At 43.6% G+C, this 25,551-nt stretch carries 26 protein-coding genes and 1 pseudogene; 24 read left to right on the top strand and 3 right to left on the bottom strand.

Features of this window, described 5'->3' with window-relative positions; translation table 11 throughout:
- Positions 1–226 precede the first annotated feature (226 nt).
- Complete coding sequence (locus HMPREF1508_RS00800; RefSeq protein WP_044958562.1) at positions 227–523, bottom strand: hypothetical protein; 297 nt, start codon at positions 521–523, stop codon at positions 227–229.
- 265 nt (positions 524–788) lie between these two features.
- Here HMPREF1508_RS00800 and HMPREF1508_RS10485 point away from each other — a divergent pair, with 265 nt between their 5' ends.
- The 10 genes from HMPREF1508_RS10485 to HMPREF1508_RS00760 all read left to right on the top strand — a co-directional run bounded on the left by HMPREF1508_RS10485 (position 789) and on the right by HMPREF1508_RS00760 (position 10,993).
- Positions 789–959 (top strand): DNA-binding protein, encoded by a 171-nt coding sequence (locus HMPREF1508_RS10485; protein ID WP_044958560.1) that lies wholly within the window; start codon positions 789–791, stop codon positions 957–959.
- 24 nt (positions 960–983) lie between these two features.
- On the top strand, positions 984–1,919 hold the full coding sequence (locus HMPREF1508_RS10315) for a hypothetical protein (protein ID WP_044958558.1): 936 nt from the start codon (positions 984–986) through the stop codon (positions 1,917–1,919).
- Positions 1,920–1,921: 2 nt separating this feature from the next.
- Positions 1,922–2,968: an Eco57I restriction-modification methylase domain-containing protein gene (locus HMPREF1508_RS10310; RefSeq protein WP_044958556.1), complete on the top strand. Its 1,047-nt coding sequence runs from the start codon at positions 1,922–1,924 to the stop codon at positions 2,966–2,968.
- Complete coding sequence (locus HMPREF1508_RS00780; RefSeq protein ID WP_044958553.1) at positions 2,968–6,384, top strand: DEAD/DEAH box helicase family protein; 3,417 nt, start codon at positions 2,968–2,970, stop codon at positions 6,382–6,384. Before HMPREF1508_RS10310 ends, HMPREF1508_RS00780 begins: the two co-directional genes overlap by 1 nt.
- Positions 6,385–6,416: 32 nt before the next feature.
- Complete coding sequence (locus HMPREF1508_RS10095; protein ID WP_156923147.1) at positions 6,417–6,578, top strand: hypothetical protein; 162 nt, start codon at positions 6,417–6,419, stop codon at positions 6,576–6,578.
- Positions 6,579–6,655: 77 nt separating this feature from the next.
- The gene (locus HMPREF1508_RS00775; protein WP_044958551.1) at positions 6,656–8,248 is read left to right on the top strand and encodes an RNA-directed DNA polymerase; all 1,593 of its coding nucleotides are present in this window, start codon (positions 6,656–6,658) and stop codon (positions 8,246–8,248) included.
- Positions 8,214–9,035, top strand: a complete 822-nt coding sequence (locus tag HMPREF1508_RS00770; protein WP_044958548.1) for a TIGR02391 family protein — start codon at positions 8,214–8,216, stop codon at positions 9,033–9,035. Before HMPREF1508_RS00775 ends, HMPREF1508_RS00770 begins: the two co-directional genes overlap by 35 nt.
- Positions 9,032–9,733 (top strand): hypothetical protein, encoded by a 702-nt coding sequence (locus HMPREF1508_RS00765; protein WP_044958546.1) that lies wholly within the window; start codon positions 9,032–9,034, stop codon positions 9,731–9,733. Before HMPREF1508_RS00770 ends, HMPREF1508_RS00765 begins: the two co-directional genes overlap by 4 nt.
- 171 nt (positions 9,734–9,904) lie before the next feature.
- The gene (locus HMPREF1508_RS10840; protein ID WP_084640141.1) at positions 9,905–10,276 is read left to right on the top strand and encodes an ATP-binding protein; all 372 of its coding nucleotides are present in this window, start codon (positions 9,905–9,907) and stop codon (positions 10,274–10,276) included.
- Positions 10,277–10,594: 318 nt separating this feature from the next.
- A complete protein-coding gene (locus HMPREF1508_RS00760) occupies positions 10,595–10,993 on the top strand; it encodes an SOS response-associated peptidase (protein WP_044958544.1) in 399 nt (132 codons plus the stop codon).
- A gap of 16 nt (positions 10,994–11,009) precedes the next feature.
- Here HMPREF1508_RS00760 and HMPREF1508_RS00755 read toward each other — a convergent pair whose 3' ends face one another.
- Both HMPREF1508_RS00755 and HMPREF1508_RS00750 read right to left on the bottom strand, forming a co-directional pair.
- Positions 11,010–11,225 (bottom strand): helix-turn-helix transcriptional regulator, encoded by a 216-nt coding sequence (locus HMPREF1508_RS00755; RefSeq protein WP_044958542.1) that lies wholly within the window; start codon positions 11,223–11,225, stop codon positions 11,010–11,012.
- Between the two features lie 43 nt (positions 11,226–11,268).
- Positions 11,269–11,973, bottom strand: coding sequence for a helix-turn-helix domain-containing protein (locus HMPREF1508_RS00750; RefSeq protein WP_044958540.1), 705 nt, complete (start codon positions 11,971–11,973; stop codon positions 11,269–11,271).
- A gap of 361 nt (positions 11,974–12,334) precedes the next feature.
- Here HMPREF1508_RS00750 and HMPREF1508_RS00745 point away from each other — a divergent pair, with 361 nt between their 5' ends.
- From HMPREF1508_RS00745 to HMPREF1508_RS00685, 14 genes and pseudogenes are all read left to right on the top strand, one after another.
- Positions 12,335–12,553, top strand: a complete 219-nt coding sequence (locus HMPREF1508_RS00745; RefSeq protein WP_044958538.1) for a hypothetical protein — start codon at positions 12,335–12,337, stop codon at positions 12,551–12,553.
- Positions 12,528–13,112: pseudogene (locus HMPREF1508_RS10665) on the top strand (DNA polymerase Y family protein). Before HMPREF1508_RS00745 ends, HMPREF1508_RS10665 begins: the two are co-directional and overlap by 26 nt.
- Positions 13,109–13,621, top strand: coding sequence for a DinB/UmuC family translesion DNA polymerase (locus tag HMPREF1508_RS10660; RefSeq protein WP_049906786.1), 513 nt, complete (start codon positions 13,109–13,111; stop codon positions 13,619–13,621). The pseudogene HMPREF1508_RS10665 and the gene HMPREF1508_RS10660 overlap by 4 nt, the downstream one beginning before the upstream one ends.
- Positions 13,622–13,639: 18 nt before the next feature.
- Positions 13,640–13,981, top strand: coding sequence for a hypothetical protein (locus HMPREF1508_RS10655; RefSeq protein WP_330365226.1), 342 nt, complete (start codon positions 13,640–13,642; stop codon positions 13,979–13,981).
- 465 nt (positions 13,982–14,446) lie between these two features.
- Positions 14,447–14,797 carry a helix-turn-helix domain-containing protein gene (locus tag HMPREF1508_RS09540; RefSeq protein WP_049906784.1) on the top strand — a complete coding sequence of 117 codons (351 nt, stop codon included), beginning with the start codon at positions 14,447–14,449 and terminating at the stop codon, positions 14,795–14,797.
- Positions 14,798–14,930: 133 nt separating this feature from the next.
- Positions 14,931–15,260 (top strand): hypothetical protein, encoded by a 330-nt coding sequence (locus tag HMPREF1508_RS00725; RefSeq protein WP_044958536.1) that lies wholly within the window; start codon positions 14,931–14,933, stop codon positions 15,258–15,260.
- A 21-nt stretch (positions 15,261–15,281) separates the two neighbouring features.
- On the top strand, positions 15,282–15,539 hold the full coding sequence (locus HMPREF1508_RS00720) for a hypothetical protein (protein ID WP_156923146.1): 258 nt from the start codon (positions 15,282–15,284) through the stop codon (positions 15,537–15,539).
- Positions 15,524–15,754 (top strand): DUF6462 family protein, encoded by a 231-nt coding sequence (locus HMPREF1508_RS00715; RefSeq protein ID WP_044958532.1) that lies wholly within the window; start codon positions 15,524–15,526, stop codon positions 15,752–15,754. Before HMPREF1508_RS00720 ends, HMPREF1508_RS00715 begins: the two co-directional genes overlap by 16 nt.
- Before the next feature lie 115 nt (positions 15,755–15,869).
- Entirely contained in the window at positions 15,870–16,214 is a 345-nt protein-coding gene (locus tag HMPREF1508_RS00710) for a type II toxin-antitoxin system RelE/ParE family toxin (RefSeq protein ID WP_330365225.1), read from the top strand.
- Positions 16,215–16,228: 14 nt separating this feature from the next.
- Positions 16,229–16,522 carry a helix-turn-helix domain-containing protein gene (locus tag HMPREF1508_RS00705; protein ID WP_044958528.1) on the top strand — a complete coding sequence of 98 codons (294 nt, stop codon included), beginning with the start codon at positions 16,229–16,231 and terminating at the stop codon, positions 16,520–16,522.
- 427 nt (positions 16,523–16,949) lie between these two features.
- Positions 16,950–18,200, top strand: coding sequence for a DNA methyltransferase (locus tag HMPREF1508_RS00700; protein ID WP_044958525.1), 1,251 nt, complete (start codon positions 16,950–16,952; stop codon positions 18,198–18,200).
- Positions 18,201–18,209: 9 nt separating this feature from the next.
- Complete coding sequence (locus HMPREF1508_RS09535; RefSeq protein ID WP_049906782.1) at positions 18,210–20,297, top strand: ATP-binding protein; 2,088 nt, start codon at positions 18,210–18,212, stop codon at positions 20,295–20,297.
- 420 nt (positions 20,298–20,717) lie between these two features.
- On the top strand, positions 20,718–22,067 hold the full coding sequence (locus tag HMPREF1508_RS00690; RefSeq protein ID WP_044958523.1) for an SWIM zinc finger family protein: 1,350 nt from the start codon (positions 20,718–20,720) through the stop codon (positions 22,065–22,067).
- Positions 22,057–25,506: a hypothetical protein gene (locus tag HMPREF1508_RS00685; protein ID WP_044958521.1), complete on the top strand. Its 3,450-nt coding sequence runs from the start codon at positions 22,057–22,059 to the stop codon at positions 25,504–25,506. The genes HMPREF1508_RS00690 and HMPREF1508_RS00685 overlap by 11 nt, the downstream gene beginning before the upstream one ends.
- Positions 25,507–25,551: the final 45 nt, after the last annotated feature.

The following is a 25,551-nucleotide window of genomic DNA, read 5'->3' as shown; positions in this document are numbered from 1 at the left end:
TGCTCCTCATATGGTGGATTTTGGATATTTCCAATGTCTACCATATGGGGAGCATATCATTTATGCTGGTTTCAGCCTCTTTTCTTTTGCCAGTGACAACCAAATGACAACAGGCTGGCACGCTGAATTATTCTAGTGAGTAAAGAACATTTCTTGTTTGCTTGTATATTCCGTCCATTTCGGACATCCTTTCCACAGCTTTGATGTAATGAACAACTGAATAAGATCAGGAAGATAGCTTCGATTTCCTCGGACGCTTTGCGTGGCTTTCGGGTGCATGATTCACAGGGATTTCTTTCGACAGCTTCGAGATACTCTGCTCTGTACCGAGATCTGGAATAAATCCGTACTCCTCAGTTTCGTCGATGTAATCCGGATATCTGCTCTTCCAGTCAGCGTACTCTTCATCGAGAAGATTGCCTTCATCGCAGACCTTCCGAATGTGCGCCCAGAGTTCCAGGGCTTCCCTGAACTGAAGACGGTGCAATTTGTCTTCTGCAGTTGGTGCAGCTTCTTCTTCCAAAAGAGCCACACTCTGTGTAGGCTCAGTGCTTGCCAATAGCGATAGCCACGCTTTTGATCCGAACAGCTATGGCGATAAAAACTGTCGCTCAAGCAAAGAAAGAGCTGGAAAGTATTCCGATATATGATTATACTAGATATAAATTCCATTGAATCAAATGTTAGTTCATATGAAGTGTTTGAATGGGCATAGAACGGTCATATTTGTGTTTTGAGACAAGCACATATATAACTGCGCCATAAACACGTATGGAGGAACCAAAAAGATGGATTACATAACCAGCGCGGAGATGTCGAAAGTCTGGAAGATTTCCAGCCGAAGAATCTCTTTCTTATGCAGTCAGGGGAGAGTACCCGGCGCAGAGAAAAAGGGAAAAACATGGCTGATACCGAAAGATGCAGAAAAGCCGATAGATCCTCGAAAGAAAAAGGCATAGCAGAAAGGGAGTGGTGCTTGATCTGTGGATAAGTTAATAGATATTAGAAGTAATCTTATAGTGTCACTTCTTGATTTACTTTTAATAGATAAGTCAACCAAGAAAAATATTATCTGGGCGACAGATACCTACGAGGAACTGGGGCACGGCTTTGCAGATAAGGAACAAATTGATCGGGCAATTCTATTGCAACACGTCGATATTATCAAACCGCGCATACAAAAATCGCAGGAAGCGCAGGCGGCGCGGACACGAAAAAAAGCAGAGGTTTTTACGCCAGCATGGCTCTGTAATTATATGAATAATTATTGTGATCAGGAGTGGTTCGGAAGAAAAGATGTCTTCAATATAGAGAAAAATGACCATACCTGGGAGGTTATTGAAAGTTTCATTGAGTTTCCAAGACGGAAAACCTGGAAACATTATGTGGACTCAAGGCGGTTGGAAATTACGTGCGGGGAAGCACCATATTTGGTCTCACGATATGATGTTTCAACCGGTGAATTGATTGTTCCGCCCAAGCGACGGATCGGTCAATTAGATCGAAAGTTACGCATTGTAAATGAGAACACCTCCGATTATGACGAATGGTGCAAATGGACAATACGCGCGTTTGAATCATGTTATGGCTATGAATATCAAGGCGATAATTTGCTGATAGCCAGAGTTAATCTGCTGCTGACATTCGTTGACTATTATCGGGAACGCTGGGAGAAAGACCCAGATGAAAAGCTGCTTCGTGAGGTAGCAAATAAAATTGTCTGGAATATATGGCAGATGGATGGGCTGAAAGACACAGTTCCACTGGGAAAACCGTATGAGGAGTTCCATCAAATGTCCCTGCTTGACATGTATCCAGAAGAACCTGGTGCGGTAGAAGAGCCCGAAACTATACTTTGCAAAATATATAACTGGAGAAGAGATAACTCGGTTATTTTTAGAACACTGAAGGAGAAGTGATCATGGGGAAGAAACTGTTTGACTATGTAATTGGGAATCCACCGTATCAGGAAGAGTTTTCTGCTGATGGAAATAAAACATATGCGGCACCAGTATACAACGATTTCATGGATGCTGTTGATAGTGTGGCCGAAAAGGTTGAGCTTATTCATCCGGCTAGATTTCTCTTCAATGCCGGTTCTACGCCCAAAGCGTGGAATCAGAAAAAACTAGAGGATCCGCATTTCAAAGTGTTGAAATATGAGGAAGACGCCACAAAGGTTTTTCCAAATACAGATATTAAAGGTGGAGTTGCGATTACTTATCATGATCATCATCAGAACTTTGGTGCAATAGGTACATTTACTCCGTTTGTAGAAATGAATTCGGTATTGCATAAAATAGAGAGCGTAGAAGACTTTGTATCTTTTACCTCTATTTGCGTTTCAAGTTATGCATATCATTTCACAAATGAACTTCATACGGAAAATCCAAGTATAAAAGAAAAAATGAGTAAGGGACATGATTATGATCTTAAGTCCAATGTGATAGATAAACTTACTAGTATTTTTCTTTTAAACAAGCCCAAGGATGGAGAGCACTATCTTACTGTTTTTGGACGATCTAAAAACCAAAGAGTGTATAGATATATTAAGGACAAATATATTTCCAAAATCATTAACACTGATGCTTTTAAAGTTGTCATTTCTGCAGCAACTGGAACAGGGCAGTTTGGAGAAACCATTGCTGAACCGATAATTGGAGAGCCAGGTGTCATTACTACAGAAACTTTTTCAAGTATTGGTCAATTTAAAACGGAACAGGAAGCGGGAAATTGCCTCAAATACATTAAAACTAAATTTGTGCGATCACTACTTGGAGTTCTTAAAAAGACACAGCATTTGACACCTGAAAATTGGAAATACGTTCCTATTCAAGATTTTACTACCTCTTCTGATATTGATTGGACAAAGTCCGTCCATGAGATTGATCTGCAGCTTTACAAAAAATATGGTCTGGATGAGAAAGAGATCGACTTCATCGAAACGCACGTAAAGGAGATGGCATAATGGCGGGGATCAAGATCAGTACATCTACGAAAGTTGTTCCACAATGTTATGCCTACACGACACCCGGAGTACCGGCACATGATGGGTGGACAAAAATTGGCTTTACGGAGCGAGATGTGGAGACTCGGATCAACGAGCAGACACATACAGTTGGCGTTGACCATAAGACTTGGTGGCATTTGCGTGCTGCTTATATGACAGAACCATTCGGCACGTTCACGGATAAAGATTTTCATGCTTATTTGAAGAAACTGGATGTTGTGTGTGAAGCAGGTACAGAGTGGTTTCAAATCGAACCCAATGCAGCTCGTGGGGACTTTGTGGATTTCACGCAGAATCACGGTGTTGTCAGTGCAGAGGATAATGATGCGGTGATCCCATACGCACTTCGTGACGAACAGAATCAGGCAGTAGAGAAAGCATTGGCGTATTTCCAGACCCATGCCAAGGGAGAATTTTTGTGGAATGCCAAGCCACGCTTTGGAAAGACCCTGGCTGCCTATGATCTTTGCAAAAGGCTTGGAGCTACGAACATCCTGATTGTCACTAACCGTCCGGCCATCGCCAATTCCTGGTATTCCGACTATGAGACCTTTTTCGGCGTTCAGTCTGGACTCTATTTTGTGAGCAACGTCGATGGAATTAAAGATCGAAAATATGTCTATAACCGGGATGTATACCTGCAAAAAATACGAGAGGATGAGGCTGATAAGGTTAAAGGCTGTATTGAATTTGTAAGCCTTCAGGATCTGAAGGGATCGATCTATTTCGGAGGCCAATTCGATAAATTGGAAGAGGTAAGTGATGCTACCGATGATTTCGGGCATGATAAAGGCTTACTCTGGGATATTCTGATTGTCGATGAGGCACATGAGGGCGTCGATACCTATAAGACTGATACTGCCTTCAATCATATTAGGCGCAAGTATACCCTGCATCTGTCAGGCACTCCATTTAAGGCTCTCGCAAATGATAAGTTCCCATCAGAGGCAATCTATAACTGGACTTATGCTGATGAGCAGAAGAAAAAGCGCGACTGGGATAATTCCAGCGAACTTGAAAATCCATACGAGGATTTGCCCAGACTCTCTCTGTTTACCTACCAGATGTCGGATCTCATCCGCGATAAGGTTAAACAGGGAATTGAACTCGCAGACAATGAGATTGAAGAGTATGCATTCGATCTGAATGAGTTCTTTCAGACAAATGAGTCCGGCAAATTTGTTCACGATGAGGATGTCAATAAATTCCTGGATGCATTGACGACGCAGGAGAAGTTCCCGTTCTCAACTCCGGAATTGCGCGATGAGCTGAAACATACGTTTTGGCTCTTGAATCGCGTCGCGAGTGCCAAGGCACTTGCAAAGAAGCTGGAGTTGCATCCCATCTTTAAGGATTATGAAATTATTCTGGCGGCGGGAGATGGTAAGCTGGATGAAGCGGACGAGAACGAGAAGTCTTTTGACCGTGTAACAAAAGCGATTAACACCTATGATAAGACCATTACGCTTTCTGTTGGACAGCTTACGACAGGAGTGACCATTCCTGAGTGGACAGCTGTTCTGATGCTTTCCAATATGGCTAGTCCTGCTCTTTATATGCAGGCTGCGTTCCGTGCGCAGAATCCTTGTCTGTTCCATGATACACAAGGGAACTCCTATCGTAAGAAAAATGCATACGTCTTTGATTTTGATCCGGCGAGAACCCTCACAATCTTTGAACAGTTTGCAAATGATCTGATTCCGGAAACTTCCGGGGATAAGGGTGATTTCGATGAGCGCAAGCAGCATGTTCGAGAGCTTTTAAATTTCTTCCCTGTTTATGGAGAGGATGACAATGGAAGCATGGTCGAGTTGGATGCAGAATCTGTTCTCACGATTCCGCGCCATATTCATGCAAAGGAAGTTGTGGAACGTGGCTTCATGTCAAACTTCCTGTTCGCGAACATATCTGGAATCTTTGGCGCACCGAAAGAGATTATCGACATTATCAACAACATGCAGGCACTCGAGCAGCCCAAGAAGCTCAATCCGGTTGGAATTGATGAGAATACAGCCGGTGATTTGAATTTGAATCATGAGGGAAAGGTGGAGATCCCGACAGAACAGGTAATCGGTACTGCAAGTGATCTGTTCGGCGAAAAAGTCTATAGTGATGTGGATGATCGACTTAAGCAGGTTGCTAGGGATGTCACCAAAGAGTATGCCAATCACCCTGACTCAAAAAAAATTGAAGTGGAAACGCTGCGGAATACCTTTAGTAAGCCGGTTGCAGATACACTCATGAATACAGCCAGGCAACAGTACGGAAAAGACTTGAGTAAGTCTACTCAAAATCAGCTGGAACGGAAGATACACGAAACGACAGAGTCTGTCGTAAATCGGGTATATGGTGATTATACCATACGAAATAATCAGCTTGAGAAGGAGCGGAAAGAGAAAATCACGGAAGCACAGAAATCTGGTGCGACGATGACCGCAATTCAGAATCTGAAAGACGAATATGAGCAGCGTCGTCACGATGATTTTCAGAATATGGTGAATGAGATACACCAGAAGCTCAGCAGAGATGAAACTGTTAAGAAAGCAGCGGAAACCATTGTTGAAACAGTTGAGACGGAGAAGCTAAACAAGGAAAAGGATTCTATCGAAGGCAGTGTAAGAGATCATCTGCGTGGATTCTCAAGGACGATACCGGCCTTCCTTATGGCCTATGGTGAAGAAAACACTACCCTTGCGAATTTTGATTCACTCGTGCCGGAAAATGTGTTCTGGGAGGTGACAGTTAATCTGCAAAACGGGCAGGGCGTGACGCTTGAACAGTTCCGTCTATTGCGCGACGGAGGCGACTATACGAGCGAAAACGGGAAGAAAAAACATTTTGACGGTCATTTATTTGATGAAGTTGTATTTAATGATGCCGTTCAGGAGTTTATGAAAAAGCGCACGGAACTTGCAAACTATTTCGAGACGGATCATAAGGGGGACATCTTCGATTATATTCCGCCGCAGAGAACGAATCAGATCTTCACTCCTAAACGTGTCGTAAAAGATATGGTAGATCGGCTTGAACAGGAAAATCCGGGATGCTTTGATGACCTGGAAGCAACGTTTGCAGATCTCTATATGAAATCGGGAATGTACATAACGGAAATCGTGACGCGCCTTTACCAGAGCAACAGGATGAAAACTTTATTTCCAGACAATGTGGAGAGGCTGAATCATATCTTTGCTAAGCAGGTGTATGGCTGTGCGCCTACAGAGATTATCTATCGCATCTGCTTACGTTACATTCTTGGATTCAGTGACACGATTCATATCAGCAAGAACAACATCAAGCTGTGCGACACGCTGCAATATGCAAAAGACGGGACGTTGAAGGAGGAATTGGTGAACATGTTTCAGGCGAATAGCTGAAGAGAGTGTAATAAGATTTTTTGGGGGACTAAATGAAGAAGCCGGCTTATCTAAAATGGTTGGTTGAGGAAAAGGGTGTCATTCTTGACAATGGAGAAAGGGATAACACCAGAGCGATACATGTTTATGAGAAGTGCGGCTTCCGGGAATATAATCGCACTGAAGAACACGTTTACATGGAAGTATCCAGGTGACTACTGTTTTACATAAGTAAGAGATGAGTTTTTGATGGATATAACAATAAGTCGCTGAAAGAAAGGAGCATCCTCGTATGGCATCGGTAATTACACCAGTGGATAAAAAGTATACAGATTTTATGGATGAGATTTCTCCCGATGAACTCTACGAAGGGCTTCTCGCATATGGTTTCTTTGCTGAAAAGCTACCACCAGTATTTACCGCTGTTCCTTTCTTCAATTATTGTAAAATAGTATTCATTCCGCTTGAAACAGGCTGGAATGAATACATAACCTTTCGGGTAATGCGTAATATCAGCATACCTCGGCTCATGGGAATACCAAATCCATTTAAGTACCAAAGAGTGTGTTATGAGCTTAGGAATGACTGGGAGAAGTTACGCGCCCACTTCCACGCGCAGACGGATGGGCAGATTTACCGCGTCAGCCGAATCCATGTTCGCAAAGAATACAACGAAAAACGTATCTTTGAGATGAATTATAAAAACTGGCGAGTAGATGGTAACCCAGAGTTAAACCTGTTGATACTTGACAAAGGGACGAGCCGCTTCATTGTTAAAGCTGATGTCTCCACGTGCTTCCCCAGCATTTACACGCATTCAATTCCGTGGGCATTGGTGGGGAAAGAGAAAGCGAAGAAAACAATTCACGACGACACTTGGTATAACAGGATTGATCAGGCGTGTTCAGATATGCGCAACGGTGAAACGCATGGGCTTCTTATCGGACCGCATGCTTCAAACCTGCTTTCAGAGATTATTCTGACGGTGATAGATAAGAAGCTCTATGATAAGGGCTATCGTTATGCTAGGAACATAGATGATTATGACTGCTATGTTGACAGTTATGATGAGGCGCAACGATTTCTAAGAGATCTTGAAGAAGCTCTTCGTGAATTCGATTTGCCTTTGAATCATAAAAAAACAAAGATTGTTGAGCTTCCTATTGGTTTAGAGAAAAACTGGAAACATCAACTGAGTGATTTGCCCAAGGTGGGTGAGTCAGGAGTGGTTGAGTATCCACAGGTAAACACGTTTATTGATACAGCTTTAATGCTGGCAACAGAAACAGGCGATTTCGCAATAATCAATTATGCTATCAAAAAACTGAAAGGATTAAAACTCTCTGCCAATGGAAAAAGGCTGGCGGCAAAACGGTTCATACATATGGCAACGCTTTATCCTTATCTCTTGCATTTGATGGAAGAATATGTGCTCACACCATATGAAGTGGATATAAGTGATATCAAAGCGCTTTCAGATACAATCTATCGAGATGCAGTCAAGTTAAATGACTACGAGAGCCTGTGTTATTCGATTTATTTTGCAGTCAGATTTGGTTTTGTGCTTGATGCTTTTGAAAACAATTATAGTGCAGCACAAGACTATGTAATCAAGAGCAGAGATTGTCTGCTGCTAATTATGGCATGGATATACTTCATGAAGCAGAATCACGGGAATAGAGATGCAACGCAGGTCAAGCCGCTTAATAAAGTAGCTATGGAACTGAAAAACACGGACATGGATCGTTACTGGCTGTTCTGCTATGAAGCTTTAACTTGGGGCAGTTTACCAGGTCAATGGCGGTTAATGAAAAAAGCGGGTGTAAGCTTTATCAGAAGGGAAGTATTAGATGGCACTACCTCGACTAACACCGAATCAAATTGAACAGATTGCTCGCATCATGGGTAACACCGATGGTGATGAGAAGGGCTTGAAGGGCTTCGAGATAGGCCATAACCTTGCCCAATGTCATATGGATGACCCGGATCAAGGAGTGACAAAGTGGAAACGTCTTTATAATGCTTTCTGCAAGGCGGTGAACAATAGTGGTTCTACGAATGCTGTTTACCAATTTATACAGTATTGCATGAACCCGGCACAAGGTTTGCAGAACCCCAAGCGATATAACTGGATGAGGCTCGAACTTAACATGGTTCTGATGCTAATAGGCATTGAAATAAGGGACGATGGACAGTTTCATTCGATTTCAAAAGCCCAGTCACTTGGAGAAGTTCAGCGGCGAACAAAAGAACTGCGTGAAAAGATGACTGGCTACGGAGCGCATCCAGAGGTGCTGAAATGTTGTCGAGACGAATTGTTGGCACAGGATTATTTTCATGCTGTTCAGGAAGCAGCGAAGAGCCTATGTGATCGTGTAAGAACGATGTCTGGGTTAACAACAGACGGAGCAACATTATTCAATACGGCTTTTGCAGTTGGTAGTCCGTATATAGCATATAATTCATTGCGAACCAGCAGTGAACAGAATCAGCAAAATGGGCTTAAGGAAATGCTCTGTGGCGTGATTCACATGGTCAGAAATGTTACTGCTCATGAACTGAGGATTCACTGGGATGTGAATGAGAAAGATGCAGTGGATATCTTAACTCAGATTTCATATCTTCATAAATTGCTGGATGTGTGTATAGCTGTGCCGAGGACGACGCCATGAAAATTGAAATGAAGCGCTTTGGAAAGCCTATTGAGCCAGGAAAAGAAAAGAGAAAGAGCAGAAATGCTCTTTTGGGGGTAATTGTTTTCCTTCTTATCGCTATTGCGGTTGTAACTCTTGCATCGATCGGTATTGAAGCGGCTATCAGACATTGCGTTGTTCTTGGGCAAGAAGGAACATGGGCAGCATCAGTAGCATCATACTGGGGTGGCATCATCGGCGGCGTGGCCTCTGGCATACTTGCTTTCCTTGGAGTCTTCTATACGATCAGATATTACAAAGAATCAGATGCACAGAAAGAAAGAGCGGCGGTACAGCCATTTCTTTTAGTCGAACTCGGGCAAGATCCAAGGCATGGGCTAAGCAATGGCTTTAGCCTTGGAGATCGAACGGATGATAAAGGAAAACAGAAAACGATCAATGTAACCATTAAGAATATAGGAAACGGGTTTGCAAAAACATTAGTCATCTACACCGGGTTTAATGTTGGTGGGTATACATTTAACAAAGTTATTAATGTTGGAGAAAATGCATATACGTTCTTCGTTCTAAACAAAGATAATATTCAAGGTGGTGTCTCTTTTTCTCTGCAGTACATTGATTCGATGACAAATGAATATATACAGGAATACATAATAAAATCGAATTACAGCACCATCGAAATTGAATGCGGGTATCCACAATTGCTTGAACAATAGCGTCCTGCTCCGCACAGTCGACGCCACGTATTTCAAGGTCCGCTTCATCCGGATTGCTGGCTGCGAGGTGCATTTCGGGGCGGATTATAACGTCGTGAAAGATAAAAGTATTGATGAGCCGATTCTGCGGCTAATTGAATTGATGACTCAAAAACGTACATTGCGAATCAGTTGCAGGAGTTTACCCATCAGGACCACAAAAGTGGACGGTTTATCGAGACGCCGGAATACCCAGAATTTCCATGGTATGAAGGAATCATCAATGCCGTTGCCCATCGGGACTGGGCTGCGACCGGACAGTTCATCAAGGTCAGCATGTACGATGACAGGCTGGAGATTGAGAGTCCGGGACGGTTTTCGGATATCGTGACGTCAGACAACATTTCATGTACACGGTTCTCTCGTAATAAGCGGATTTCCCGTGTGATGACGGAATTTGAATGGGGGCGTGAAAAAAATTCATTCCGATATGGAGGATGCTGGACTTCCGGCACCGGAGTATATCGAAGGTTCGAATACAGTACGGCTGATCCTTCGGAATAATATTGATGAGCGGATGCCACACAGAAATACAGCATCGGATAATTTTTCAGGTGAAGGATCAAATAATAAAATAAATCGTATTACTAGGAAAGGATATTTCGTATGTGCGACCGGTACTGGACAGAAGAATCTCCTGAGTTGAGGGGGATTGTAGAAGAAATGAATCGTTCGCCGCTGGTCAGGAAATGGCACCAAATGAACACTGTGAAAACATACGGTGAAATGTGTCCGACGGATGTGGTTCCTGTTATTGCGCCGAACCGATCCGGGACAAGAGCTGTATTCCCTATGCAATGAGGCTATTCCGGAAAAACACTGTTGATTAACGCAAGGGCTGAGACGGCAGCGGAAAAATCGACCTTCAAAGAGGACTGGTTGAAGCATCGCTGCATTGTTCCTGCCTCCTGGTATTTTGAATGGGAGCATCACTTGGGGAATGATGGGAAAAAGCATACCGGTGACAAATATATGATTCAGTCCAAGGGTAGCACAGTGACATGGCTTTGTGGTTTATACCGGATCGAAGAGGGGCTTCCGCACTTTGTGATTCTGACACGCGAGCCGGGAGAGAAAATTCGATTTATTCATGATCGTATGCCGCTTATTATGCCGGAACAGATGATAGACAGTTGGATCAATCCGGGGAGAAAGCCGGAAGAATTACTGGAGTATTCCCTGACAGATGTGATTTATGAGAAGGCAGCAATCAATGATTGAGTAGAATGACCTTCTGCTATCCTTTTTGATTCCCATCCTCCAGCTCAAACAACTCCTCTATTGTCTTCTGATAGTAGGCTGCGAGCCGGAGGGCCATCTCCAGAGAAGGGCAGTTCTCGCCAAGCTCATAGCGGCTGATCGTATTGATGTTTGCCTGGATAGCCTGGCTGACTTCACCCTGTGTTCGGCCGGAAGCCAGGCGACATTCCTTGAGATGATTCTGTACCGCCATAGTCTGCACCCCCTCCTCTCATCACGTTATCTTCTGTCATTGGTTACCGAACCACTTTGCCGAAGGTTCGGAAGCTGTCGTCCTCACGCACCGGAATCGGTGCGTATTTTTTATTTAAGGAGATCAGAAAGGCATCGTTTCGGATGTGCTCCAGCCGCTTGCAGTAGGACATGCCGTTGAGATAGAAGATGCCGATCTCGCCATCTTGCAGTGTCTCCTGACTGTGCACCCAGACAACCTGAAGGTCGATGAACTGCGGTTCCATGCTGTCTCCGCTAATCCGAACACCATAATCGGCAATCTCCGGAATTTCTTCCCCAACTTCAATCTCTTCATACTGTCCGTCATCAAGGAAATTTCCGGTTCCGGCAGATACGCTTGTCGTATACAGGTGAAGCGTGCGCCTGCGGGGAACATACGGGATGACCTTGCGCTCTTTCACGTAGCAGGAACGAAGGTGCAGCAGCTCAATGTAGTCGAGCACCTTTTCTTTGCCGCTGTCGTTTAGTGTACTCAGGGGATTCTTCGGATTGCTGCCGAAGTATTCCTCGTAAATGTCCGGGATCTGCAGGATCAGGCAGAGGTGCAGCAGCGTGCTGACGCTGGGCTCTGCCTTGTCCCTCTCCCATGCGGAGAGTGCCTTGTTGGTCGTCGGGCATCCCGCGTCGGTGAGCCGCTTTGCGAGTTCGATTTGATTCAGTCCTGCGTTTTTGCGATATTTTGTGATGATACTGCCAATGGATGCCATGGTAGAACCTCTCTTTTCTGTCGCCTGTTCCGGCGTTTTATTCCATCTGCTGATTAGTATGGATTTCTCATGTACAGGATATCACATACAAAACATAAAATCAATTTAAATACGATATTCAACGTAAATGATGATTAAAATCGAATGAAAACAGAACTATGATACGGGCATCAGATGGAACGGTAAAAGAGCAAAAAAGATCAGCTAAGCCGCATACTCTGATATTCATCTCTGTTTACGCAGACCGTGCAGGAGCGCACATTCGGAACTGGTCTGCCAGGCAGGACCCCTCGTCGGTTCGTTTCCCTTTCCGGTAAGAGACGGTCAAATCGTATATTGCACATAACGAGGAGAATGTTCAATGACAATACAGGCTGCAGTGGCAGGGAAAAATGGAAGATACGGCGCATTTGCCGCGTGTTGTATCAAGGACGGGACGATGCTTGGCTACGTGGTCAAGGGTGAAAGTGTGGTGAAGTGTCCGCTCTGCGGGAGCTATATGAGAGTGACGGTCAAAGGCGGGCGGATGATCATTCACGAGGTCTTCCCAGACGATGCTGGCAGACAGGACGAACAGTAAGAAAGGAAGGGCATCCATGGATCAAATTATTCTACACAGTGACTGCAACTGTTTCTACGCATCCGTAGAGATGCTGCATCATCCGGAGCTTGCGGACAAGCCGCTGGCGGTCGGAGGAGATGAAAAGGAACGGCATGGCATCGTGCTGACAGCCAATTATCCGGCAAAAAGAAGAGGCGTCAAGACCGGTATGGCACTTTGACAGGCAAGGCAGGCCTGTCCGGATCTTGTATTTGTGTCGCCCAGGATGGATCTCTACATCCGATTTTCTCGTATGGCAAGGGCGATTTATCATGACTATTCGGATCAGGTGGAGAGCTTCGGGTTGGATGAATGCTGGCTGGACGTAACTAAGACCTGTCATCTTTTCATCGGCATCCGGACCATTGGGGATCTCGCTGCAGCAGATTCTCAGATCCTGAAGGAGTGGTTCGGTAAAGTCGGACTCATGCTCTCTGTTTTTGCCAGAGGAGAGGATCAGACGCCGGTCAGCGAGGTTGGGTTGAAGCACCCATCAAGAGCATCGGCAACAGTACGACTACACCAAGGGATCTGGTGAACAACGAGGATGTGAAGCTGGTCCTCTACCTGCTCTCGGAGAGCGTTGCCAGCAGGCTGAAAGAGAACGGCTTTATCGGTCAGGTGGTGGAGGTCTATGTAAGAGACAGTGAACTTTTGGGCTTTCATCAGCAGAAAAAGCTGCGCGTTCCCACCAACATTTCGGAAGAAATCGAGAAGGCGGCAGCTGATCTTTTCACGAGGCTGTACCGCTGGAATCAGTCAATCCGCAGCCTCGGAATTCGGGTAGGAGACTTGCTGCCGGAGACTGCTCCCAGACAGCTGGATCTGTTCGTGGACGAAGGGCGGCGGGAGAGGCTCTTTCTGGCAGATCGGATGGTGGACAGGATCAGAGGCAGGTTTGGCTTTTACGCGGTATCGCGGGGAATTATGACGCAGGATCCCTATCTGTCCTCACTCAACGCAAAGGCGGATGACCACATGATTCATCCGCACTCGTATCTGGAGCGCGGCAACCGGAGTGGTGCAGAGCGGCTACTGCAGGCATAAGGAAGGAGTTGAGATGGTATGGGAGTATACGACTATCATCAGGAGAAAGCAGGGGAAGATGGCAAAGTTCCTCTGTATGAGAAGCGACCGGAGGTGACAAAAGAGAATCCGTATAAGGCTTATGTTGGGGTGACAGCAGATTTCACGGAGGATGGAATGCTCACGCCAAAGAGTATCCGCTGGGAAGATGGCAGGGTCTATGAGATCGACCGAGTACGGAGCGTGCAGCGCATGGCCAGCCGGAAAGCAGGTGGCGCAGGTCTTCGGTATGAGTGCCGGATTCAGGGATCATCCGTAAGTCTTTATTATGAGGGAAACGGTCTCTGGTTCGTCGAACGAAAAGTCCCGAGGATGATCTGAAAGGACAGGCGTAAGAGGCCGTCGGAATATTTGACAATAGAATATGGTGAGATATTCCCGGAGGGAGCCGAATCGGTCGCGGGAGGACTGCCGTAAGAAAAGCCTGACGCAGGAAGCGCAGGTGCAGTTCTCTGACAGGCGTTCAAGGAGGAAACGAATGGGTGGAACGCGTGAATATCAAGAGTTTGTAAGAGCTGTACGAATCGGTACACGGGCAACCTGGAAGGCAGAGCCTTCTTAACAGATGTATTGACCGGAAACAGTGTATTCAAAAAGGATTCAGAGGAGCCTGCAAAATGGAAGCTGAGCTGTGAGCACGAAAGTCGTGCTTACAGAAAATTCAGTGGTGTTTTGCGGGCTTCTTTTTTTGCGTGCGAGTATCGCATTTTTTAGGGACAAACGCTTAAAACAAACATATTTTTGAAGGGCTTCTGTTTTGCATCAAGCTCCCGGAAAGGAGAGGAAATGCGAATCGGAAGTAGAGATGAACAACAGAGAGGCAAGACGATTGGAGGCAGGATCAGAGAACTGAGAAAGAGTGCTGGCATGACACAGGAGCAGCTGGCAGACCTTCTGCAGTTGGAGAATAAATCATCGGTTTCCAAGTACGAGTCAGATAAAACAACGCCGACACCGGAACAATTTGTCTGTATGGCAAAGGCCTTTGGTACATCCACGGACTACATTCTTGCCGGTCAAATCCCGGAAAGAGGAGCAAAACTTCTGCAGGCAGAGAAGATCCTGCAGAGTATGACTCTGGATAAAACCCTGGACGCTGCAATCACCATGCTGCTCACACTTCGGGGACTGGAATAAAACGGGGTGCCAGATAAGCAACCTTTTGTTGCACATTGAGGTAACGACGGAGGGGATGAAAAACGGTACGATAAATGTGTTCTGAAACACAGAGCAGCGCGCGGCTTTGGAGGACATCACAAGGAGGTATGCGATGGGATCCGAAGCGGATTTTTATGAATATCGTACAAAGCTGAGGCACTACGAAAGAGCGGGTCCGGAGGTAAGAATCCAGTACATTCTCAGACACTACACCAGTATGCAGAGGATTGTCGGGGATTATGAGAACAAGATGAAGATTGCCATTCAGGAGGAAGCGGCCTTTAATATCCGCAAGAGTCGGGGCGAGCCGGGTGAACGAGTACAAACCGGGTTTTGGTCAGATCCCACGATGGAACAGGCGATGCGGGGGTTGGAAATGGATCAGACCTTTCAGCGTGGCGATATCCGAACTTTGCTGCGGCATGTGGATCAGCCGAATTAGCACATACAGGATTGGAATATTGTGAAAGATATGAAGTTTGACTGCGCGCAGATCCGTGAGGCTTTGCACATATTGAAGCCGGAAGAGGAGGATCTGTTCATTGATTATCTGAATGGGAAACGAACGGTAGACAGTATTGCGGATGAATATCGAATCCAGTATCAGTCAGCGAAGAACAAGATTGCCAGAATCCGGATCAAAGTGATCAGAAGTGCAGCACAGACATTGATGATCCGCTACGGCAGGAACAGGAGAGAATGGTTATGGGACTTGAAATAAATTTTTATGGAAGTATTGGTAGGCGAAAAGATCCAACAGCAAGTGAGAAACTATTCCTGCGGTTCAGTGAGGCCTGCGATTACTATAACCTGGGTCTGGTTCATATCAGGAGACTTGCCAGGGAAGCGGACGCAATCTACCACATTTACGGCGCGCCACCGTTGATCGAAAGGGAGAAGCTGGATCAGTATATTCAGGAGTTCAGACGAAGCTGAGGGTGAGGATGCCTGAATGCAAGAATCAAGTGGATTTTCGGAGCATGGAGAGATTTCTCTGTGCTCCTTTTCTATTCAGACGATATAAGGCGTGCTTGACAATACATTAAAATCAATGTATTCTTTAAGCAAGATGAATATATATGATTACACCACTTCTGGTGGAAAGAACTTGATTGAGGAATATATTGATGCCCTGCCTGTGACTTCCAAAACTGAGATTTATGCAGCAAGACAGCTGATTCGGGACAAGGGAGTGGAAGCGTTTTCTTTAATTGTGACGCGGCAGCTGTACAAGAAGCTTTGGGAAATAAAAATATCGCAGGAACGGATTATGTATGTCATACAAGATAAGAATTCGGTCTATATGCTACATATCTGTAAGAAGCAGAAGGGCAAAGCGGAAAAGCAGGAATTGGAAAAAGCAAAAAAGAGAGCAAAGGCTGCAGGTCTTCTGTGATAGAGGTGAGTAGTATGGCATTTGTAAAAGCAAATTTAGATGAGGAAAAAGCAAAATTAAATGATCTGATTTCCAGTAATGAAGAGGCTAGGAAGGCATACGAGGAGTTTCAGGCCAAGATTGCGCTGCAACAGCAATTGGTTCAGATGAGAAAAGCAGAGCGTATGACACAGACAGATGTAGCTGCGGCTGCTGGTATCTCTCAGCAGGCTGTCAGCCGGATCGAGAAGGGAGCAGGGGCGACGATTAACTCTCTGATCAAATATCTGACGGGAATTGGATATGGCATTGAACTTAAGAAGATTTGATGATTCTTTTAGTGGCGCCGGTGATAGGAATTCGGCACAGGATAATCTAGCATATCGGTTGTCATTCGGTTGTCAAAGCGACAACCAAATGACAACCAAAAGCCTCAAAAGTGGAAAGAAAGGAAATAAAACAGTTCAAAAGTGAACTGTAAAAGACAGAAGTTACAAGCAAAACCACTCAGCATCAAAGTTGTTTCGGCGAGTTTGAGTAACAGAAGCAAGTATGTTTCTGCTATAAAACTGTTTAAAAGACAGCGTTTCGACGTTTTATTGGAGCAAAAAGCTCCTTAGTGATACTGTTTTGATACGAAAAGCGAGAAAAAATAGGTTCAAAAGGGAGTTGTTGAATTTAAGCTTTATATTACAAATTATAGGGATGCCTACAACTATTATATCGATAGATTGTAGATGGAAGTAGGAGCTTATTATGAAAGATATTATTGGAGAATTAAATAAATACCCGGAGGGATATTGGGATTTTAAAGGGAAAATTAAAACAGGGATACATAATATAGGAAAGTATCCTGCTACAATGGTTCCGGATATGCAATATGAGTTATTGAATATAATTGTAAAACAAATTAAAGATAATAATATTAAATTATTAGACCCATTTTGTGGTTCAGGAACCACTTTAGTAATTGCACAAGATTTAGGGATTGATTCAACAGGCATAGATATCAATCCTTATGCAACTTTATTATCATATGTAAAAACGAATGTATATAATCGTGAGAAGATGTTATCTGCAATTGCTAAAATAGAAAATAATTTAAATCAAGAGCAAAATTTTAAAGAGCATTACTTTTATAACATAGAAAAGTGGTTTAGAAAAGACATAATTCAGTCATTGAGTAAAATTAGACAATGTATCATTGCTGAGGAAGATGTAAGTATTAGGAAGTTTTTGTGGATTTGTTTATCGGAAACAATATTTAAATTTAGTAATGACAGAACAAGTACTTTTAAATTGCATATTTTACCTGAAGAAAAAATAAATCTTATACAGGATGATTGTATTGGATTTTTTATTGGTAAAGTTAAAGAAAATGCTAGTTTATTAAATTATGAAGAAAAAAACAGAGTGAAAATTATTTATGGTGATTGTTGTGAAGTTATGCAACATAAGCTAAATGAGAAGTTTAAAATCATCTGCACATCTCCTCCATATGGTGATAATTCTACAACGGTCACATATGGTCAAGCCTCAATTTTATCCCTGAAATGGATTGATAATAAAGATTTGTCGTGTGAACCATCTGTTTTAGAAACATATTCTACAATAGATAAAATTAGCATTGGTGGAGAAAAAAGGGAAGCTTGTAATACAAAGGACATACAATTACTTAATGAATATTTAAATGAAATATCTGTAGATAAGAGGGGTAAAGTAATTAATTTTTTTGAAGATTATTATATTGCGTTGAAATCCATGGAAAGTTGCTTAGCAAAAGATGGATATTTAATAATGACAGTAGGGAATCGAAGCGTAGATGCAATTATGCAACCGTTAGATAATATAACGATAGAAATAGCGGATAAATTGGGATTACAAATGGTTTCTAAATTTAATAGAAATATATTATATAAAAAAACACCACTTACACTTTCTCCGGCAAAAAATGAAAAAATCGTAAAATCCATATCCGAAGAAACAATTTTAATATTCACAAAGTAGGAGGCAATAATGAGATTATCAGTATCTGGGAAAATAATTAAGGAAATTTCAGAAAAGATTCCGAGTACGACTTATGCAATAGTTGAATTGATAAAAAATTCATATGAAGCAATGGCTAGCAATGTGGAAATTAATGTCTACGATAATATGCTTGAAATTCTCGATGATGGAGAAGGAATGGATTTAGATGATATTCATGAATTGCTTATTGTTAGTCATAGTAATAAAGAATATGGGGTAGTTAAAAATGGTAGAATAATTTCAGGTGAAAAGGGACTGGGATTTTTTTCTGTCTTTAAATTTGGAAGTAAGATTACCGTACAAGCTTCAAAACAGAAGTATGATTATAATTTTTCTATAGACATGAATGAAATTGAGTGTTTAAAAGATATTCATGATTCTAATGTTGATATTGCTAAAAGCCCAAGTATTGATTTAAAAAAGCATGGTACAAAAATAACTATAGAAAATTTAAATTCAGAAACTATAGAACTTTTTAGAAAAATATTAAATAATTCACCAGATTTTTTGAAATTACAAAATTCTATAATTGATAAAAACTTTAAAATTAAAATTAATAAATTATACAAAAACGCAGAAGAAATACAATCAGATATTAGTAACTCACTAGTTAAGGATAAAATCATTGCAAAAGCATGTTTTGAAAGCAAAACACACAGAGTAAATGACACGTTTTATTATAGAATTTGTATAAATGATTTGTGGTATGATATTGATATTGATGAGAAATATAATCATTTATTAGCTAATAATGATTTTGAAATGAAATTTGAGATAAATTATTTTAAATTTAATACTGGCGAATTAAAGAAAGTTTCTGATTATTATAAAGATCAAAAATTGAAAAAAATTACGCCCTTAGTCTATTTTAATAATGTATATTTTAGTAATGACTTATATGATGTTGAAATCAATGCATCTAGTAGCTCAAAAAAAGTAATACGGCAACAAGTTGGCATTATTAATATTTTCTTAATGAAAAAAGGTATTTTAGATTTTAATTCAGACAGAACTATGTTAATAGAATCTAAAAATCAACTTTTATTACAAGAACTGCTGAATTTTATATCTTCTTCTTCTCAAATTAAGATAAAAGAGATTGAAGATTTGGAAAAACAGCAGAAACCTAAGAATAGAACAGTTAAAATGATTAAAGATGACTCATTAAAAGATAATGGAATTGATGATTCTAATATTGAAAAAATATATTATCAAGATAAACTTGAAGAAACATTTGATTCAATGAAACTTGGTAACTGGAAAATTGTGCATAATAACGGGGATGTAACGAATATAAGTGTTATAGATTACCCAGATGCAAAAATGCGTTTTCTATTAAGTGAATTAGAGATTGCCAAGGAGTACAAATTAGACGAGATTTTAGAAGCTACAGATTGTAAAGGAACTCAACAAATAAAACCACAACATATAGATATTCAGCCAGCAAAGAATATTTCTTTTGATTCAAAAAATGAGAAACTTATTGTAATGAGTCCATCAGATATTGTCTTTAAAATTAAATTTATTGATAAAATATCGAGTAAAGAATTTGATTTTAATCAAACAATTCCTTGTGTTAAAAAAACAGTTGATATAAAGACTAATAAAACAGGATTTATACATCCCTTTATTTCGTTAAATAAAACTGCTGTATTGGATAATGACTTAGTAAATTTTATAAATGAATTTAATAAAGTTTATGATAATGATAGCTGTAAACTGTTGAGAGTAGCATCTGTAAGAACATTGTTAGAAGTAATCTGTTGTGAAATTTTGGATTTTCTTAAAGAAAACAAGAGTGAATATTTGAAAGAAAATTTTAAAAAGATATTCTCTGAAGATAGCATTAAGAATAATTTGTTTTCTAAAGTGACGGATGATAGAGATAAGAGAGCGGTAACTAGCATATATGATACAAATAAGCAGAGTTTAATAACAGGTGCCTTTGTAGATAAATATAACTATTCAACTCATGGATTGACCCGTATTGTTAATGAGGAATTTTATAAAGGGGATCAACCGATATTTAATTTACTTTACTCTTACTTATTGTTTGTAGCTCAAGATAAGATGTAATTATTTTATCTATCTGTGCTTGCAATATGCTTGCAAAAAATCGGATAAACAGAAATAAACTGGATAATAAGGCTAGACCTGATAACAAAAATATTGATTTTATGCTATTTACACAAAAGGATATCAATGGACATATCGAGTGGGAGTAGAGTAACGAATGTGATTCTGTTATAAAACCGTTGAAAATACAGTGCTTGACATTATCCACAAGAAAACTTGATGATTTGCGGCATCGTCTTCCTTATTATGGGCATTCAAAAGCGCAGGAAGTATGCTGTACCCCAAAAAGAAAGTACGATATGGCAATAAAGCTATAAGATGCCAGATGGATTTCTGTTACAATGATGCTTAAGAAAGATTACAGGCTCAGATATTAAGATCCGGGGCAATATAAAATACAGCTGCTGCAGAGGGGGGATCATGCGGGGATTTACGAGGGGATCAAGTCTTACTGACGGCAATTTATCCTTATCCATAGCGCCGGCTCTCACACCGGGAGGGGTGGAAGAGAATCCATTGTTTTTCAGTGGAGAGCTTGCGAATCCCCTGGTGGTCTCGGGGGGACTTCTGGTCCTGGCAGACATTGTAAGCAGCAGATACTTCAAGTATGCACCGGTGGGTCAGAAGGATCCGATTCTCTCCGCCCAGGGAGACAGACTCAGGGCGGAGTGTTTTTCTGCCTGCAATGGCGTCTATGCGAGAATGGATCTCTTTCAAAGCGCTTTAGAGGGGGAGATTCTCTATGGCACGACAAATGTGGATATTGGCAATGACTTGCGAAGATCCCTGCTGCAGCTAAGGGCAGAAGATCGCCTGAAGTTCCGAATCGGCGGCGACGGCTGGAGGACATTTCACAGCAGATCATCTGGTGACGGATCTACACTGACAGAGATGCTGATTCAACGCCCGGTAAAAATGCCGGATCGCTGGATTCGCGCTCTGGGGAACACAGCCATGCTGCATCAGAAGATGAAGTACCGCTTTCATGTGGAGGGGATGCAGGCAAAGGCCTTTATTGCCATGCTGCCGCCTGTTACAGGAAAGGAGCAGGCAGGATGGCTGACAGCAACAAAAAGAGGTGTAGCCCTAAAATTCCGGGAAGAAAAAAACAGTGTCTACATTCATGGCCTTCACCGACTTGGCGCGCTCAAGCGAATTATGAGTTATGTAAATGCCGTTTATTTTTATGCGCCTGATGAAGCCGGACAGATGATGCTTGAAGTCTGTATGCCGGGCGCCAATATAACCCTGGGCGTAACCGCCAAGAGTTACGAGGGCTATTCAGGCGAGGGGGCGCTTCTTGACTCTCTTTCCGATCCTAAAATACTAGAATACGCAGATCGGATTGATGATGTGTTGAATTTCGAGCCGAAACTTGATCTGGACAGCATATCCAAATCAATGGGGATCATAAAAGAGGATATGGATGATGCCATAGAGCTTCTGGCAGTCTCGGGAAAGCTCGGCTTTGACGTTCGAGAGAATGCCTTTTTCCACAGGGAATTGCCTGATGATCCGGACAGAATATTAGGGGATAATCCCAGGCTTTTGGCTGCAAAAAAGCTGATGGAAAGCGCCACATATATAGAAGACAATATATGGCATGTGAGATCCGGCGATGCGGATTACAGGGTCATTTATCCTGTTGACGGAAGAGCAGAAGATGCAAAGTGCACCTGCAGCTGGTACCTGCGGCATCAAAACAGCAGAGGACCCTGCAAGCACATCCTGGCAGTAAAAATGAAAAAGGGAATATCCTATGGCAAGTAAACTTGAAAAAGCAGTGGAAATCTATCGTTCTTTGGGATATGAGGAGACGGATTTTGACGATATTCTAAAGCTCGGGACAGGAAAGCGGGATGAAGAAAAGATCGCGAGAGAAGGACTCAAATCCGGAGAGTGGACGAAAATCAAGCAGCTGTCCCCCAATAGCTACGGTTTTGTTCCTGTGGTGGATGCAGACCTGGATAAGCTCGCCATTTTTGCCATCCGCGTGGGCGTGGATGCCAGACGAGCCGCAAATGTTGTAAGCCGACCCAGTGAAGTTGCTCTAAGAGCGATTGAGGCTCGCGGAAAGAGCTATGCTATCAACTTTATCAATGCCGCATCCAGCGCAAACAGGAGAATCTGGGAGCATTCCATGTCCCGTCTGGGAATGCTGTCATTGAAACTGCTTCATCAGATGAATCTTGCCATACCCGAGTCTGTGGACTATATGAAGGACTGGGCAGCCGGGGCAGCTGTGATTTTGGGGATCCGCAAAAAGGATTATACATTTGACGATAATTTTGTCCTGGAAAAAGAGGAGCTTTTAAGAAGGTTTTGCGAGCATATCGAAGTGGGAATTTCCGTGAATGTGCCGGCGACAGGACCTTTTTCGGAAGTTCTGATCTGGGGCGTAGAGAATGGGATACTTGACAGAGATCAGGCTTTGGGACAGGTTTTCTATGGCCTGCAGATTGCCCGGAGGCCGGGCGACAGAAAGGCTTTTGTCAATGTTCTTGAGCAAATCGGCCTGTCGGATGATGAGATTAGGTCTCGGGCAGAGAGCATCCTTCCCCTGCTGGGTCTTGGAGAAACACCGATTCTGGAAAGATTTGCCCCTATTCTTATTGAGAGCGCTTCGGATGATTTCCTCTATCCCCTATTGATTTCCTGTACTTCCGCAAAGACGAATAAAGTCAAGAAAATGATTCTGCAATCGGCACTCAAGAGAGAGAAACCGACATCAGCGGAGGCATTTGCGGAGTGGATTTTACCTTATAAGCAGCAGGAGGATCCAGGCATTGCCCGACTTGCTGCAAAGCTGGAGCAGGCCTGGGGATTAAGTGTCGAAGTGGAGGATCATCGGCAGGGACTGAGGGGGCTTTGGCAAAAGACACCAAAACTCTGGGAAGTTCCCGAGTTTGCGATCGGGGAGATTTCCCCTGAGAAACTGACAGATCTGCTGTCGGAGATTGCGGCAAGAAGGCAGTGTGTAGAGGATCTCAATTTCGAGAGATTCCTTGCCATGGCAAATCGCATTGCCTATGAGAACCCGCAGGCGGCCAAAATAAGTCTTGGCGGGATCCCGACCGATGGTTCCGGCGGCCTTCTGTCTCTGGCCTGCTGGGTGAATGGGCTGGGATATGATTGCTGTCCGGATCGCATGATCAGAGATTGGAATGGCGGGAGAGAAGTATCCAGGATGGGATACGGAGAACTTCTCTATGCAAGAAGATCGGTCTTGTTCGCCACGATTGATCAATGGCCCTGCCTTTTGAGTACACCGAGCTTTGAGGATCTGAGCATCCGTCTGACAGATCTTTTAAAGAGGCTCGAACGATATGAGGGGGAGCATTTGCCATATGTCTCTGAGCCGGATTTGCAGTTGGCGCTGACAAGACTGGATTTGGAACTTCTGGCAGAAGAGAAGACGAGAGAAAGTATAGAGAGGCTGGAGTCTCTGCATCTGCAAATTCAGCTTCCCTCCGGGGAAATCCTGCAGGATGCCGGGGGAAATGCGCTTATGGCGGGAGAAATCATTGCTGCCTACTTAGAGGATCCCTATGTAGAGCCTGCATTTGTGCCGGGAAAGACGCCCTACTGGAGGATAATAGACTTTGCCATGCCCCAAAGCCTTGGCCTACTACCCAATCGTTTTTCCTACAGCTGCAGTGACCTCTTTTCCATCTTTCCCAATGGGGGAGATTTCTCCCTGACCGCTGTGCGCAGGGAGTGTGAAGTGTACCACGGTCAGGGCCTTATTTTAAGGCAGATCGCAAGGCGAAAAAAGCCGATTCCCAAGGGAGCGCTCATGAATTGGATTGCCGTCTGGGGCAATCTGACGGAGAAAAATGCCGCCGATGTGATTCGGGCAACGCATGAAGCCTGGGAGAGAGGTCTTCTTCTGCCGCAGTTGGCAGATGCTTCCTATCTGGACTGGACCGGGGGTGAGCCCTGCAATTTGGCAAGTCTGGCTTTGGCCATGGAGAATCTGGCAAATGAGGGGCTGTTAAGCCTGCTCTGGCAAGCGGCATGTGACCTGGTCGCGGCATCCCTTGCCGCGCCGCGCATGCTGGCAGGGACAGCCGAGCTCGTAAAGTTTTTGAGAGATGATTTGGAAGAGATGGTTCTGGCTGTACAAAAAGATCTGGCGCCCCAGGAACTCTTAGAGATGAGGGCTGTTGAGAAACTGGCCGCCAGGACGGGTTCCTCGAAGGCGGTCAGCTATGCCAGGGAGGTCATCGACAGACGCAACACTCTTGCCCCTGAGCCGGCCGGGGATGCAGAGGCATGCAAAAAGGCAGGGGAGAGCCATAAGGCCACGGGAATCCGGGCAGCTGCCGGACCCGGGGAGGCGCCGGACGACTTCCTGCCTCCGGTGGACTTCGAGCAAGTCTGGCGCATTCCGCATGAGGGCAAAGAGCCAATCGAAGATCATGTGACATTTTGCGTCAAGAGTATGGAGGTAAGAAAAAAGGAGAAGGCCTTTCAGTTTTACCTGCAGCTGCCGGATATCTCTGACTGCCGGTATCAGGTAACCCTCTACGGATGGTTCTACGGCATTTCTGAGGAGGGACAGCTCTCAGGCATAGAACTTAAGAAAGGCGAAGAAGCTGCCGCCGGAGAGGGAAGGGAAGTATGGCTTCATTACGATCCCGACAGGAAAAAACTTGTCGTAAGCAGGTTCCGAAATTGGCGAAAGGGGAAAAATGGTCCTCTTGACGGAGGAGCAACTCCCTACTCGAAGATCTTTTTGACGATTGCCCTGGCAAGCTTGGCCCAGGACGGAGAGAGCATTTACGGGGCAAAGAGTCTTGTCCGCCGACTGGTAAATGAAGGAGATCTGTCCTGTGAGCTCCTTCGGGATATCACAAGAGAGCTCCTGGCTCATGAGGCGATCAGCCCGGCTAAGCTGATACGGATCATCGAGAAGGAAAATGAGCTCCTAAGTGTCTTTTGGGTCATGCTAAGCGAGTGTATTTCTCATGCCGGGGCAAGAACGCTAAAAGAGAAGAAACCGCCGGTCTGGGTCAACCGGGTTCTTGATATTGCGATATACGATGCAGGTTATTTGAGGGAGGCGGTAAAGCGGGGATACATTCCGGCGGATGATGGTATCTGGAAGGGGCTTTCCGAAATCGCCAGCAGCACTGCCAAGTCAACGGCGGTAAAGAAGGCAAAGAGCCTGTTGGGGAAATTGGACAGGGAAAATGATGGTTTTTAATATGTAAAAAGGAAGAGCTTATATTACAATATATAAAGAAAAACA

It is taken from the genome of Shuttleworthella sp. MSX8B (assembly GCF_000524295.1).
Lineage (GTDB): Bacteria > Bacillota > Clostridia > Lachnospirales > Lachnospiraceae > Shuttleworthia > Shuttleworthia satelles.
The sequence above is the reverse complement of the archived record's forward strand: the minus strand, read 5'-3'. Positions and strand labels throughout refer to the sequence as shown.

Coding starts and splice junctions, on each gene's coding strand:
- HMPREF1508_RS10485 (WP_044958560.1), top strand. CDS start 789: ATGGATTACATAACCAGCGCGGAGATGTCGAAAGTCTGGAAGATTTCC.
- HMPREF1508_RS10310 (WP_044958556.1), top strand. CDS start 1,922: ATGGGGAAGAAACTGTTTGACTATGTAATTGGGAATCCACCGTATCAG.
- HMPREF1508_RS00780 (WP_044958553.1), top strand. CDS start 2,968: ATGGCGGGGATCAAGATCAGTACATCTACGAAAGTTGTTCCACAATGT.
- HMPREF1508_RS10095 (WP_156923147.1), top strand. CDS start 6,417: ATGAAGAAGCCGGCTTATCTAAAATGGTTGGTTGAGGAAAAGGGTGTC.
- HMPREF1508_RS00775 (WP_044958551.1), top strand. CDS start 6,656: ATGGCATCGGTAATTACACCAGTGGATAAAAAGTATACAGATTTTATG.
- HMPREF1508_RS00770 (WP_044958548.1), top strand. CDS start 8,214: ATGGCACTACCTCGACTAACACCGAATCAAATTGAACAGATTGCTCGC.
- HMPREF1508_RS00765 (WP_044958546.1), top strand. CDS start 9,032: ATGAAAATTGAAATGAAGCGCTTTGGAAAGCCTATTGAGCCAGGAAAA.
- HMPREF1508_RS00755 (WP_044958542.1), bottom strand. CDS start 11,225: ATGGCGGTACAGAATCATCTCAAGGAATGTCGCCTGGCTTCCGGCCGA.
- HMPREF1508_RS00750 (WP_044958540.1), bottom strand. CDS start 11,973: ATGGCATCCATTGGCAGTATCATCACAAAATATCGCAAAAACGCAGGA.
- HMPREF1508_RS00745 (WP_044958538.1), top strand. CDS start 12,335: ATGACAATACAGGCTGCAGTGGCAGGGAAAAATGGAAGATACGGCGCA.
- HMPREF1508_RS10655 (WP_330365226.1), top strand. CDS start 13,640: ATGGGAGTATACGACTATCATCAGGAGAAAGCAGGGGAAGATGGCAAA.
- HMPREF1508_RS09540 (WP_049906784.1), top strand. CDS start 14,447: ATGCGAATCGGAAGTAGAGATGAACAACAGAGAGGCAAGACGATTGGA.
- HMPREF1508_RS00725 (WP_044958536.1), top strand. CDS start 14,931: ATGGGATCCGAAGCGGATTTTTATGAATATCGTACAAAGCTGAGGCAC.
- HMPREF1508_RS00715 (WP_044958532.1), top strand. CDS start 15,524: ATGGGACTTGAAATAAATTTTTATGGAAGTATTGGTAGGCGAAAAGAT.
- HMPREF1508_RS00710 (WP_330365225.1), top strand. CDS start 15,870: ATGTATTCTTTAAGCAAGATGAATATATATGATTACACCACTTCTGGT.
- HMPREF1508_RS00705 (WP_044958528.1), top strand. CDS start 16,229: ATGGCATTTGTAAAAGCAAATTTAGATGAGGAAAAAGCAAAATTAAAT.
- HMPREF1508_RS00700 (WP_044958525.1), top strand. CDS start 16,950: ATGAAAGATATTATTGGAGAATTAAATAAATACCCGGAGGGATATTGG.
- HMPREF1508_RS09535 (WP_049906782.1), top strand. CDS start 18,210: ATGAGATTATCAGTATCTGGGAAAATAATTAAGGAAATTTCAGAAAAG.
- HMPREF1508_RS00690 (WP_044958523.1), top strand. CDS start 20,718: ATGCGGGGATTTACGAGGGGATCAAGTCTTACTGACGGCAATTTATCC.
- HMPREF1508_RS00685 (WP_044958521.1), top strand. CDS start 22,057: ATGGCAAGTAAACTTGAAAAAGCAGTGGAAATCTATCGTTCTTTGGGA.